The organism is Pseudoalteromonas sp. 23_GOM-1509m (genome assembly GCF_000518425.1).
GTDB classification, from domain to species: Bacteria; Pseudomonadota; Gammaproteobacteria; order Enterobacterales; family Alteromonadaceae; genus Pseudoalteromonas; species Pseudoalteromonas tetraodonis.
Map to the genome: position 1 here is coordinate 327,937 of NZ_JADO01000008.1, position 13,034 is coordinate 340,970.

The 13,034-nt window shown below is 39.9% G+C and carries 12 protein-coding genes; 5 read left to right on the top strand and 7 right to left on the bottom strand.

Going from position 1 to position 13,034, the window contains the following annotated elements; all coding sequences use genetic code 11:
* Nucleotides 1-104: 104 nt before the first annotated feature.
* Nucleotides 105-1,445, bottom strand: a complete 1,341-nt coding sequence (locus N523_RS0101490) for an L-cystine transporter (RefSeq protein WP_024601432.1) — start codon at nt 1,443-1,445, stop codon at nt 105-107.
* A 291-nt stretch (nt 1,446-1,736) separates the two neighbouring features.
* On the opposite strand from N523_RS0101490, the gene N523_RS0101495 reads away from it, so the two are divergent.
* Nucleotides 1,737-2,264: a hypothetical protein gene (locus N523_RS0101495; protein ID WP_008111407.1), complete on the top strand. Its 528-nt coding sequence runs from the start codon at nt 1,737-1,739 to the stop codon at nt 2,262-2,264.
* A gap of 69 nt (nt 2,265-2,333) precedes the next feature.
* Here N523_RS0101495 and N523_RS0101500 read toward each other — a convergent pair whose 3' ends face one another.
* On the bottom strand, nt 2,334-3,521 hold the full coding sequence (locus N523_RS0101500) for a GGDEF domain-containing protein (RefSeq protein WP_231485738.1): 1,188 nt from the start codon (nt 3,519-3,521) through the stop codon (nt 2,334-2,336).
* Nucleotides 3,522-3,778: 257 nt separating this feature from the next.
* Nucleotides 3,779-4,921, bottom strand: coding sequence for an alkene reductase (locus N523_RS0101505; RefSeq protein ID WP_028835693.1), 1,143 nt, complete (start codon nt 4,919-4,921; stop codon nt 3,779-3,781).
* Nucleotides 4,922-5,031: 110 nt separating this feature from the next.
* On the opposite strand from N523_RS0101505, the gene N523_RS0101510 reads away from it, so the two are divergent.
* Nucleotides 5,032-5,916, top strand: coding sequence for a LysR family transcriptional regulator (locus N523_RS0101510; protein WP_024601320.1), 885 nt, complete (start codon nt 5,032-5,034; stop codon nt 5,914-5,916).
* 3 nt (nt 5,917-5,919) lie between these two features.
* On the opposite strand, the gene N523_RS0101515 is transcribed toward N523_RS0101510, so the two are convergent.
* Together N523_RS0101515 and N523_RS0101520 are read right to left on the bottom strand one after the other, a co-directional pair.
* On the bottom strand, nt 5,920-7,188 hold the full coding sequence (locus N523_RS0101515; protein ID WP_028835694.1) for a mechanosensitive ion channel family protein: 1,269 nt from the start codon (nt 7,186-7,188) through the stop codon (nt 5,920-5,922).
* Between the two features lie 119 nt (nt 7,189-7,307).
* Entirely contained in the window at nt 7,308-9,197 is a 1,890-nt protein-coding gene (locus N523_RS0101520; RefSeq protein ID WP_028835695.1) for an AMP-binding protein, read from the bottom strand.
* 203 nt (nt 9,198-9,400) lie between these two features.
* On the opposite strand from N523_RS0101520, the gene N523_RS0101525 reads away from it, so the two are divergent.
* Entirely contained in the window at nt 9,401-9,811 is a 411-nt protein-coding gene (locus tag N523_RS0101525) for a nucleotide triphosphate diphosphatase NUDT15 (RefSeq protein ID WP_028835696.1), read from the top strand.
* Here N523_RS0101525 and N523_RS0101530 read toward each other — a convergent pair.
* Both N523_RS0101530 and N523_RS0101535 read right to left on the bottom strand, forming a co-directional pair.
* Nucleotides 9,808-10,569 (bottom strand): substrate-binding periplasmic protein, encoded by a 762-nt coding sequence (locus tag N523_RS0101530; protein WP_024601316.1) that lies wholly within the window; start codon nt 10,567-10,569, stop codon nt 9,808-9,810. The two genes, N523_RS0101525 and N523_RS0101530, sit on opposite strands and share 4 nt — an antisense overlap.
* Before the next feature lie 93 nt (nt 10,570-10,662).
* Nucleotides 10,663-11,661, bottom strand: a complete 999-nt coding sequence (locus N523_RS0101535) for an AraC family transcriptional regulator (protein ID WP_028835697.1) — start codon at nt 11,659-11,661, stop codon at nt 10,663-10,665.
* Nucleotides 11,662-11,757: 96 nt separating this feature from the next.
* Here N523_RS0101535 and N523_RS0101540 point away from each other — a divergent pair, with 96 nt between their 5' ends.
* Nucleotides 11,758-12,207, top strand: a complete 450-nt coding sequence (locus N523_RS0101540; protein WP_028835698.1) for an SRPBCC family protein — start codon at nt 11,758-11,760, stop codon at nt 12,205-12,207.
* A complete protein-coding gene (locus tag N523_RS0101545; RefSeq protein ID WP_028835699.1) occupies nt 12,197-13,021 on the top strand; it encodes a sterol desaturase family protein in 825 nt (274 codons plus the stop codon). The genes N523_RS0101540 and N523_RS0101545 overlap by 11 nt, the downstream gene beginning before the upstream one ends.
* The last annotated feature ends 13 nt before the right edge of the window (nt 13,022-13,034 follow it).

Sequence of the window (13,034 nt, forward strand, 5' to 3'; positions counted from 1 at the left end):
TTTATTAAAGTTAAATGATTAAATAAACAAATCACTAAAGAGCATTGAAAGTGGCAGACGTAAAAAAGCCCAGCGTAGGCTGGGCTATTAGATTAAAATCTGTGTTATTGATTTTTCATTAATTTGCTGGTGATCACACCTGAGGTCATAGAGCCTGATACGTTGAGCGCAGTGCGTGCCATATCTATTAAGGGTTCAATAGAAATAAGTAAAGCCACAACCTCTATAGGTAATCCCATGGTAGGCAATACAACCAACGCTGCGAAGGTAGCACCACCACCAACACCTGCAATACCAAACGAGCTAATAACTACAATACCAATTAACGGTAAAATAAACTCAAATGTAAGTGGGTCTATCCCCACACTTGGCGCAACCATCATTGCGAGCATAGCAGGATAAATACCAGCACAGCCGTTTTGACCAATAGTGGCACCAAAAGAAGCCGATAAGTTAGCAATTGCTGGTGGTACTTTTAACTGGTTAATTTGCACATCGACATTCATAGGAATGGAGGCCGCTGAACTGCGCGAGCTAAATGCAAAGGTCAGTACTGGCCAGATTTTTTCAAAATAATGCTTTGGATTAACGCCTACAAAGCTAAGCAATAAGCCATGCACAACAAACATCAATAAAATAGCCACATATGAGGCAACAATAAAGGCGAGTAAATTTAAAATATCGTTACTGCTAGAGTTTGCCACAACGCTTGCCATTAATCCCGCAACACCATAAGGCGTGAGTGCAATCACCATACGTACTAGGCTCATTACCGTAGCTTGTAGGGCATTTACACCGTTACGAATTGGGCTGGCAAGTTCTGTTTTTTCCAGCATCACTTTGCGCGCAGCAATACCAACAAGGACACCAAAAATAACGGTAGCAATAATAGAGGTTGAACGTTGATTACTTAAATCAGCAAAGGGATTTTCAGGAATAAAGCTCAGTAGCATTTGCGGCACACTTAAATCGGCCACATTCGCAGCTTTGCTTTGTAGAGTGTCCATTCTAGCGGCTTCTCGAGTACCCGAAACAAGCCCTTCAATACTGAGGTCAAATCCATAGGTGACAGCAATACCCACCAAAGCGGCAATTGCTGTGGTAAAGAGTAAAACAGAAATACTAATAAATGATATTTTACCTAAAGAGCCTTGGTTTTCGAGCTTTACCACTGCGGCAATCATAAAAATTAATACCAATGGCATGATGATCATTTTTAATAAACCGACATAGCCTTTACCCACCACGCTTACCCAGCTGAGTATTTCTTTAATCGTCTCTGGAGAGTGGGCAAATAAAAACTGTAGGGCTAAGCCAAAGGTGCTACCAAGCACTAAGCCAAATAAAACGGTACGAGATAAAGAGCTGCTTTTTTGCGAAAAAAGATAAATCGCGAACAGCAAACCGACAAATAATGCCAACATTAATAATACAGCAAGCGACATAGTACCCTCTTTTATAGCTGTGAATTAGCGCGGCACTTTAACGCTTTGTAAGACGTTAACAAAATACGCTTTCGCTATGGTATAGAATTAAAATGAATATAGTAATAATATTAAAGTATAACGAATGAGCACATTGTTGAAAAAATTAACCCATATGATTGTATTTTCTTTAATTTATGGCGTTTACTAGATGAAAGTAAGATCTTAACTACAGTTAAAATCGTAACCTTAGTACGTAGTAATAAATTAATTTGTTCACTTTAGTTTTTATTTAAAAGAGGGAGTAGAGGTATGTTAAAGGCAATAATGGCACTGGTGATGGTTTTAGTGGTTAGTGGGTGTTCAACCCAATACCCAAACCAAGCACTACTTGGTAAGCAATTTCCTACTGTGACGGGAGAAAGCTTAGAGCAAAAGTCATTCACCATTCCTGAGGACTTTAACAACCCCAATACGTTGCTGTTAATTGGTTATAAACAAGATAGCCAGTTTGATATTGATCGTTGGCTTATTGGTTTAGATATGAGCGCAGTGAATGTGACCGCTTATGAGTTGCCCACTATTCAGGGGATGGTTCCTCGTATGTTTAGTACCTTAATCGATAGCGGTATGCGCAAAGGGATCCCAAAAGAGTTGTGGGGTGGGGTGATCACAATTTACAAAGATGGCGATAAAGTTCAAGCATTTACTGGTAACGAAAACCCTAACAACAGCCGCGTAATACTGCTTGATGAGAGTGGTAAAATTATTTACTTTTACGACCGTGGTTTTTCGGTCTCCGCGTTAAATAATTTAAAAGCGGTGATTGAAAAGCAATAGTTTGCAGATAAAATTAGTTGCCTTTGGGCACGCTATAACTAAACGTTAGCGTGCCACGTTACAAAATCATTATTCGCTTACGTTGTTTCTGCCTTTCTTTTTAGCTCTATAAAGCGCTAAATCAGCATTTTTTAAAGCCTCGTCAAAGCTTTGTTTTGCCGTTCTTTGTGCTAGGCCAATAGAAACAGTCACGTTCACCGTTTTATTGTCGCTTGGCTGTTTACCTTTTCGGGATTTTTTATCTGTGCGTTTTGGGTTTCTGATCACCATGTCGTAAGTTGCAATATTTTGACGCAGTGTTTCTAGTTCAGGAATTGACTGCTCAGCTGTTTTTCTTGGAAATACAACGGTAAATTCCTCTCCGCCATAACGGTAAATCTTGCCACCCCCTTTAACGCCACTCATTTTTGCTGCCACTAGCTTAAGTACTTGGTCGCCAATATCATGGCCATAGGTGTCGTTGAATTTTTTAAAGTGGTCAATATCGAGCATAGCAACAGTGTATTTTCGCCCTAATGATAGAGCAAGCTGATTAAGTGCGCGGCGCGTTGGTAAGCTCGTTAAATCGTCTCTGTAAGCTAAATAATAAGAGTCGGTACTCACCGCTAATAAATACAAAGAAGCCATAAGTACAGCAATGACAGACCAAGGAAAATCAATAACATGTTGTTGGTTAAGGCACCACACAATAAAAGTGATGAGTAACGCCGTTTGCGTCAGGTTATGTGTTCTTACGCTTTGCCAAATGAGTAAGCTGCCAATGAGCGACAGTGGTAAAGCTATGGGTAAATAAGGAAGCAGTTGAGTATAAACAGAAGGTTGTAATGATAGCCCTTGTAAGTGCAAACTCAGTGCCAGCCACGCAAATGCTGCGCCGCCACATAGAATAATTAATAAGGTTCGGGTCGCAGTGTGTATTGATAAAAGTGCGCGATCTTTTATCACGGCTAACAACATTAATAAACTTGCAGCGCATAGTAAAACCCAATCAGATTGCGCTTTAAGCCAACTTGACCAGGGCAAAGCATACTCAAGTGAACATAAATAAAGTAACCAAAACGCGCACAAAATAGCGACTCGACTTCGATTAAACTGAGTGGCAAATATAGCGGTAATAATCAGTAATGGATAAACAAGATTATTAATAAGAGAGAGCTTACTTTGCCATTGGGTTTGAAATTGAGTTAATAACAAAAATAATCCACACACGGCTAAAAGACTCAAAGAAGTTGATTTAACTCCTGCTAATTTTAACAACCCATGCTCCAAAGACCGATGCCTAAAAAAATAAAAGCTTATTGTATTGATATATAAAAAATATTACTACTTTAATGCTTGTTAATTATTTAAAAACAATACTTTAAAACTAATTTTACTGCTTTTTATCGACATTTTTTAACCAAATGTATGACATTTTAGTAAATGTAAAAATAGTGAGCAGATTAAATTCAACAAGCTGGGAGACGATGTAAAAAGCGTTTAAACATTGAATAAGGCCATCCATGGCCTATTAATTAATCGTTTTTGTAGTAAGGGTAGTCACTGTAACCTTGCTCAGTGCCGCCATACATAGTGGCTGCATCGGCTTCATTTAATGGCCATTGATTTTTTATGCGCGCTGGTAAATCAGGGTTTGCAATAAAAGGGCGACCAAAAGCAAATAAATCACCGTAGCCTTTAGCTAACATCGCCACCGCTTTTTCAACGGTGTACTTACCAGCGTAAATAATACGCCCAGAAAATTCAGCTCTAGCTGCTTGATAAAATAGCTCTGGTAAATCAGGGGCATTGTCCCAATCAGCTTCTGCAATTGAAAGGTAGGCAATACCGGCTTGTTCAAGTACTTTAATCGCTTCAATGTAGGTATGGTGTGGGTCTGATTCTACTAACCCTAAATAAACACGGGTTTCATCAGTACTGCTAAATAAGGGCGCAAATCTAACCCCTAAGCGCTCAGGGCCTACTACGTCACTTACTGCCGCGACAATTTCTTTTAAAAAGCGCAGGCGATTAGTAAGAGATCCGCCGTATTCATCATCTCGTTTATTGGTTTGCTCAGAAATAAACTGATTTACTAAATACCCATTAGCACAATGCAGTTCTACGCCATCAAACCCCGCTTCTAGCGCATTACGGGCAGCTTGTGCATACATGCCAACAAGCTCTTTTACTTCATCGGTTGTTAAAGCTTGTGGTTCACTTGGGTTGGCTAAAGCGCCTTGAGCCGGTCCTGTTTCAATAAAGACTTTAACGCTATCAGCTGTTAGAGCTGAGGGAGCAATAGGTTTGGCTTCATTAGGCTGTAAGCTGGTGTGTGAAACGCGGCCAACGTGCCAAAGTTGGGCAAAAATAATTCCACCTTCTGCATGTACTGCATCAGTTACTTTTTTCCAACCAGCTATTTGTTGATTAGAATGAATGCCTGGTGTCCAGGCATACCCTTGTCCTCTTGGTTCAATTTGAGTGCCTTCGGTAACTATAAAACCAGCACTAGCACGCTGTGCATAATATGTGGCCATCACCTCGTTGGGGATATTGCCAGGAACCGTGCTACGTGAACGTGTAAGTGGCGGCATTACAATACGGTTTTTAAGTGTGTATGGGCCTAAATTGATTGATGAAAATAGACTGTCGATATTTTTACTTGGTTGACTCATTTTAATACCTTTTAAATTAATAATGCTGTTTAGCGCCAATTACAATGCTGGTGAGCATAGGGATTAAAAGGTACAATTTGAAACAATGCTTTTTTGTTTAAGATACAATTATGAATGGTATATCTCGACTTGATATAAAACAATTACGAATATTGAGTGCATTACTTAAACTAAAAAATGTGTCGGATGTGGCCCGCAAAATGGGCTTAACCCAGCAGGCTATTAGTGAGCAGCTGCGAAAATTGCGTGACTTATTTGACGATCGGCTTTTTATTCGCCAAGGCAATACAATGGTTGCAACACCTAAAGCAATTGCACTAGAGAAGCCCATTAATCAAATATTAACTCAGGTAGAAGCGTTATTAATACCTAAACAATTTATCCCAAGTAGCTACAAGGGCGTATTTACAATAAGTGCGACTGATTACGCTATAGCAGCTCTTTTGCCACAATTATTAGAAATAACAAGACGCGAAGCGCCAGGATTAAAGCTGATTATTCGTGACTTTGCCTCTGATAATGTTAATCAATTAATAAGTGCAGGAGAGCTGGATTTATTAATTAGTTTTCCTGAATTTATCCCTGCAAACTTAATCTATGACACATTATTTGAAGAACAGCATATTTGTATTGCAGGGAAAAACACGGTGTTTTCTTCATCGACGTTGAGCCTTGCTGAAGTGGCGGCACACCCTCAATTAGTGGTTTCAGCGTCACGTGCTAACTTACGAGGCTCTCACGACCAATGGTTTGCTGATAAGGGCTATGCGCGCAATATTGTTATGTCAGTGCCTGGCTTTTCATTTGTCCCCGATTTGCTTTGCAGTACTGACTTAATTGCTTTTTACCCATCGCGTTTACTGCCAAACGCCAAAGTGAAACAGCTTGAAGTTGAATTATTACCACCGCCATTTAAGGTGATTGCAGCGTGGCATCCACGTTCAAATAACAGCGATATTCACCAGTGGTTAATAGCGCAATTAAAACGGATTTAGTGATTATTTAATTAGTTGACGAATATCGTTCCCTGTTGGTGCCTCATGGGCACGTAACGAAAAGGCGGATAATATCGCTAATATATGGTCAAATATATCTGACTGTATATTTTCATACTCACCCCAATTAGTTGTATTGGTAAATGCATAAATCTCAATGGGTAAGCCATTTTTAGTTGGCTCTAGCTGCCTTACCATCAGTGTCATTCCCTGATGAATATGTGGGTGATGTTTTAATAACGCGACTAAATAATGACGAAATGTGCCAACATTAGTGAGCCGACGACCATTTAACGTACAGCTCATATCTATTTTTTTCGTGGTATTTTGCTCGTTAATAGCCGGTAGGGTAATTTCGAGGTAGTGACTTAATAAATCTGCTTTTTTCAGCGCGGTGATCTCTTGCTCATCTAAAAAGCGCACACTGCTCATTTCTATATGAATACTCCGTTTTATGCGCCGCCCACCGGATTCTGACATACCGCGCCAGTTTTTAAATGAGTCAGAAATTAGCGCATAGGTTGGAATAGTGGTAATGGTTTTATCCCAATTTCTTACTTTAACTGTGGTCAAGGCTATATCAATCACATCGCCATCAGCGCCGTATTTGGGCATTTCTAACCAATCACCAACCGCAAGCATATTGTTTGCTGAGAGCTGAATACCGGCCACCAGCCCTAAAATAGCGTCTTTAAACACCAGTAGCAGTACAGCCGATAGCGCACCTAAACCACTGAGTAATATTAACGGGGATTTATTCATTAATAATGAAATCGCTAAAATACCGGTTAATACGCTGGCGATCAGTTTAATTGTTTGTAAAAAACCACGTAATGGAAAGTGAGCTGCAATGGGTTGCCTGTCAGATATTGCTTGAAAAATATTAAGCAAAGAGAACAGCGAGAGCAGTGCAAATAAAATGATCCACTGATCAGTAAACATCTCAATGATATGTAAAAAAGCCGTTCCTTCGGGAACCCAAAGCCTTGCTTGTATAACAACCACAGCACCTTGTAAAACAAAGGAAATATTACGTGTTAATTTAAGCGCTAAGTCGGCAGGCGTGTGGGTATCGGTTTGAACAACTTTATCACTAAAGCGGCCTTTAAGTAGTCGTTTTGAAACTGACCTTAAGATGAGGTGCAATATGAGCGCAAATAAGCCAACCCAGCACAGTACTAATATGTTGTACCATAAATGCGCACTCCCAGGAAAATAAAGACTAAACCATTGCAGTAAAAATTCTCGCAGCTGCGATCGTATTTCAGTCATTTATATTCCCAAGAGATTTATTTGCGTGAGTTTCATCTATTTAATGAAATCTAGTTAAGCAGATGGGGCGAGAAAAGTCTATTTAAGCCGCGCTTAAATAGACGTTTTAAAAATAATATTTATATTTTATTTTCAGCAAGTTGCAGAGTTAACTCCTCAAAAATACTCGGATCGTCAATGGTTGATGGAATTTGCAGTTCTTCACCATCAATAAGTTGACGTAAGTTTTTGCGTAAAATTTTACCTGAGCGTGTTTTTGGTAAGCGTTCTACACACATAATATTTTTAAGACACGCAATAGCGCCGATTTGATTACGTACGGTTTGCACCAATTGCTGCTCTACTTCTTTATGCGAGCCATGAAAATCATTTTTTAACACTACCATGGCCATGGGGTTTTGACCCTTGAGCGCATCATTAATACCAAATACGGCACACTCAGCAACCGCGGGATGAGCGGCTACAATTTCCTCCATTTCACCGGTTGATAAACGATGTCCCGCGACATTAATCACATCATCGGTGCGGCCCATAATAAATAGGTAGCCATCATCATCAATATAACCGCCGTCGCCAGAAAGATAATAGCCTTCATATTCACTTAAATAACCGGCTTTAAAGCGTTCGGTATTTTGCCAAATAGTGGGTAAACATCCTGGCGGTAAAGGCAGTTTAATAACGACTGCACCTTGTTCATTGGGGGCGCATTCGTCACCATTCATATCTAAAATACGTACGTCAAACCCAGGAGTCGCAACCGTTGAACTGCCTGCTTTTGTAGGTAGATGCTCAATGCCGACAGGATTACAGGCTATCGCCCAACCAGTTTCGGTTTGCCACCAATGATCAAGCACAGGTAGGCCTGTTTTTTCTTTGAGCCAATCGTAGGTGGGGGGATCTAAGCGCTCGCCTGCTAAAAACAAGCGTTTCAGACTTGAAGTATCGTATTGTTTAAACCCATCGGCATTGGGATCTTCTTTTTTTATCGCTCTAAAGGCTGTCGGTGCGCTAAATAAAGCCGTTACTTTATACTGTTCAACCACTCGCCAAAATGCACTGGCATCTGGGGTTCTAACTGGTTTACCTTCAAATAAAATAGTGGCGCAGCGGTACACAAGCGGGGCATACACTATGTACGAATGGCCTACAACCCAACCAATATCCGAAGCGGCCCAAAACACGTCACCGGGTTTCATTCCGTATACGGTTTCCATGCTGTAATGCATGGCAACGGCATGGCCGCCATTTTCACGAACAACTCCCTTGGGAGTACCCGTTGTGCCTGACGTGTATAAAATATAAAGCGGGTGATCGCCATTTACCGGAACAGGATCAACGCCAGTAGCTGTTTGCATTGCAACAGCCCAGTCAATATCACGCTCAGGCATAAGTGGTGCAGTTACTTGTTCACGCTGATAAATAATACAATGTTCTACTTTATAAGAGGCTGATTCGAGGGCGTTATCAAGTAACTCTTTGTATTCAATTACGGTATTCACTTCCACACCGCAAGAAGCACTGAGTACTAACTTAGGCTTGGCGTCATCAATACGTACCGCTAATTCATGTGCTGCAAACCCGCCAAATACGACCGAATGAATAGCGCCGATGCGGGCGCAGGCTAACATACCAATTACGGCCTCGGGGATCATGGGCATATAAATAACCACGCGGTCGCCTTTTGTTACGCCTAAAGACTGCATTACTCCTGCGAATTTAGCGACCTCTTGTTGTAGTTCAAAGTAGCTGTAGCTGCGCGCGGTATTGGTTACGGGTGAGTCATAAATTAACGCTGTTTCATCACCATGGCCGGCAATAACATGCTGATCTACCGCTAAAAAGCAGCTATTAAGTTGGCCGTCGGTATACCAGTGATATAAACCGTTTTCATCTTGTGTGTAAGCTGTTTCGGGAGCCTGGTACCAAGGGAGACGTTTACTTTGCGATAACCAAAACGCTGCCGGGTTTTGTTTAAACTCGTTGTAGTGTTGTTTGTATTCACCTGACATAAAGGCTCCTGAGCAAAATTTAATATAACTTTATTTAAAACTAAGCGCTTTTTATCAGGAGTGATATTCGACTATGGTCGGTTAAATAACGAACGGATTGTGTGGTTTTTAGCTAACGCTATGGTTTATAACGAACTAACGACTAGTTTGATGATTTAAATGAGGTAACATATAAAAATGATGAACTATTTAATGTGGTAATAATGAGTCAAGTTGTCAGAGTAGGCGTTGCAGTGATAGTAATGCATGATAATAAAATTTTACTCGGTGAGCGAATAGGCGCACATGGTGCAAATACCTGGGCAACCCCAGGGGGGCATTTAGAATTTGGTGAAACGATTGAGCAATGTGCAGTGCGCGAAGTCGCAGAAGAGACAGGGCTTACTGTTACTAATATTCGTAAACTCGATTTTACCAACGATATATTTAGCGCCGAGAACAAGCACTATATTACTTTATATGTACGGGCAAAGTATGAAGGTGGCGAGCCTGTGAATAAAGAGCCTAACAAATGTTTACAGTGGCGTTGGTGCGATATTAATAACTTACCTTCACCTTTATTTACTTCATTGAAAAATTACTTAACGCAAGGCGTTTTACCTACTCAATACTAAAGGCGCGTTGGAATAGGGAGTTGCCATTTATTTAAAATTTGTTGGTATTCACCGCTTTCTTTTATCGCGTTTAATCTATCAGTAATAATTTTCGCTGTTTGCGGGTTAAGCTGCTTACTTGCTGCAAAGTGAAGAGAAGAAGGTAGCTCATCTAAATGTATACGCTTAGTAATTAAGTTTGGGTCGAGCCCTGCTCGCTTTAACTCGTTTTCAAGGGTGAGGGTGTTAGTCACCACAAAATCGATACGATTTTTATACAGCATTCTCCATAGCTGCTGGTAGTAACTGACTAAGACTAAATTCTCACTTTCAGTAAAGCCTTGAGCTTCTAAATAAGCTTGTGCAGAATAACCGCGAATAGTGGCTACTTTGTATTCTTTGGCAAAGTTTAAGTGAATCACTTCATCGTTATGACTGCGTAAACTTACTAGGTATGCATCTGCAAAATACACTTTTCCCAGCCACTTAAACTGGCTGTTTCTGTTTGGCGTTTTTAACAGTGACAGCATGATGGCATTAGGATTGGCTTGTTGTTGTTGAAACATACGCGCCATCGGCATTATTTCAAACGTTGCTGTTAAAGCCGTGCCTTTTAATACTGCTTTAGCGATATCTACTAAGGCACCCTGCGCTTCACCTTGAGGGTTTTTAAAATGATAAGGGGGCAAATCTTCAGCGATGAAGGTAACCGGGTTTGCGTGACAGACCGCACTATAAAAAACCAATACAAAAACAGTTAACATCATACGCAAACGCATAAATAATTGTCTTTAAAGCAATACATGAGGCTAGTGTAAATAAAATCAATAAAAAGGTACACGTTAAATGTGTGTTTTAGGTAATCAAATTGTTTAATTATTGTTTTTTATAAATTGACGAGGTGAGCATTGATACCAGCGCTTAAAGGCGCGATTAAAAGAGCTTTGATCATTAAACCCCAACATAGTTGCAATACTGCTTAGCGAATAATGAGGAATATATGTTAACAAACGGCGCTTTTGCTCTTGCTCAAGAAGAGCGGCAAAATTGGTGTTTTCTTGCTTTAGATGACGTTGCACTGTGCGCGGGGTCATATTTAAAGCACTAGCCGTTCTGATCAGTGAGCAGTCCTGCAAATCATATTTAGCCATTAAAATATGATTAATTTTTTCTGTTAATAATTGCTGACTTTTAAACTGGGATAGCTGTTGCTCTGACATTTGCTTTAGCACAGCGTTAATCTGGGAGTTATCGGTTTTAAAAGGAAGGGTTAAGTAACTACTTGGAAACTCTACTTGATTAAAGTTAGCGCCAGCTTTTACTGGGCAATTAAACCATTGCGCTAATTGTTGTAACTCACTGTCTGAAAAATGTGCTGTAAAATAAACGCAACTAGGCGAAAGCTGAGGATTAAGCAGTTGGCGTATAACACTTACCCACGCGGTCATATTTCGTAATACGGCTTGTGGACTGCACTGTGGGTCTGCTAACCAGGTTACCTTGCAAAGTGTTTGTTGCTGTTCAAACTCAGCACGCCCTATGTTAGCCACTAAACTGTCGTAGCTCAGTAATGCAGTAATGGCACTGGCTAGATTAGTACTCGATTCAATTAAATACCCAAGTACACCAAAATCAGCGGTACGTATTTGTTTTCCTAATTCAAACCCGAATAAGGAGTCATTTAGCGTTTGCTGTGCATAACTAAGCAGCGCATTATAGCTTTTTAAGCTAATACGAGGCGCTAATTGTTGTGTTTGCTTATTTGTATATTCATCAAATTCAATGGCAGTTAGTATCTCTTTGCTATCTAATCCTGTGCTTTGAAGATAATCCAAACAGCTAGAAAAGTAATGATCGGCTAAGGTTTTCATTTGTCGCCTAAAGCTAAAAAATAGTCATCTAATCGCAAGTTTGCCATGCAATATTTTTATATGCTAGAGATCTATAAAAATAATAGGGGGCACACAATGATTGAGATAAACGTTAAACATAGTGTGGCAGCAACGCCTGAACAATTACGCACCTTATTATTAGCGCATGCTGATTTGGGGCGCTTTTTTAATGCGCAGTTTGAAGTGTTAACACCGCAAGACAGGGGTGAAATAAGTGGTGGAAAAGGCACCATTAGACAAATAAAAATGCAAGGTACAACATTTAAAGAGCAAATAATAACGGCCGATAATAGCCACATTTGTTACCGCATTTTAGGGGATAAACCCGTTGCACAGCACCGTGGTGATATTTACTTAAAAGCCAATAATACTCAGCCATCACTCACCGAGATCAGCTACCATATTCGTTGTATTGCGCCTTTGTGGTTACCCGACTTTATACTGGCTTTTTTTATAAAAAAAGATGTTAGCCAAGCACTTAAAAAAATAGCCAGCTATTTTCAGGAGAAACGTCATGAGCATTGAAATTATTTTATTGGCACTGAGCCCTATTTTTTTGCTGTTTGTAGGGGTTGAGTTTATAAAATTTAGACGTTACTACGATATAAAAGACAGCTTAGCCAACGCGTTACTTGCTTTATTACATCAAGGCGCTGATGCCATTACGTTATTATTATTAATGCCGTTTTTTTATTGGTTGTATCAGTTTCGGCTATTTGATATTGAATTGACGCTATTTACCGTATTAGGCGCTTTTTTACTGCAAGACTTTTTATACTATTGGTTTCATCGTGCATCACATCATATTCATTGGTTATGGGCCGCTCATGTAGTGCATCATAGTTCTACTAAAATGAACTTTACCACGGCATTTAGGCAAAGTTTAATGTATCCGCTGGCGGGAATGTGGCTATTTTGGTTGCCGATGATATTAATAGGCTTTGAGCCTGTGATTGTTTTTGCGGTGGTGGCACTTAATTTGGCTTATCAATTTTTTGTACACACGCAAGTGGTAAAAAAGCTCGGTTGGTTTGAAGCATTATTTAATACCCCATCGCATCATCGGGTGCACCACGCTATAAATAATGGCTACTTAGATAAAAACTTCGCTGGCGTTTTAATTATTTGGGATAAATTATTTGGCACTTATGTAGAAGAGGATGAAAACAAGCCCTGTAAATACGGCATTATTGGTCAATTAAACAGTAATAACCCGATCAAAATCACCTTTCATCAGTGGCAGTATTTATTTAAAAGTACTTACCAAGCTAAAGGGTTAAAAGCCAAGTTAAACGTGTTGTTTGGCTACCCAACAAGCTCTCAAAGTAGTAATAAGTAAGCCCATTTTTATA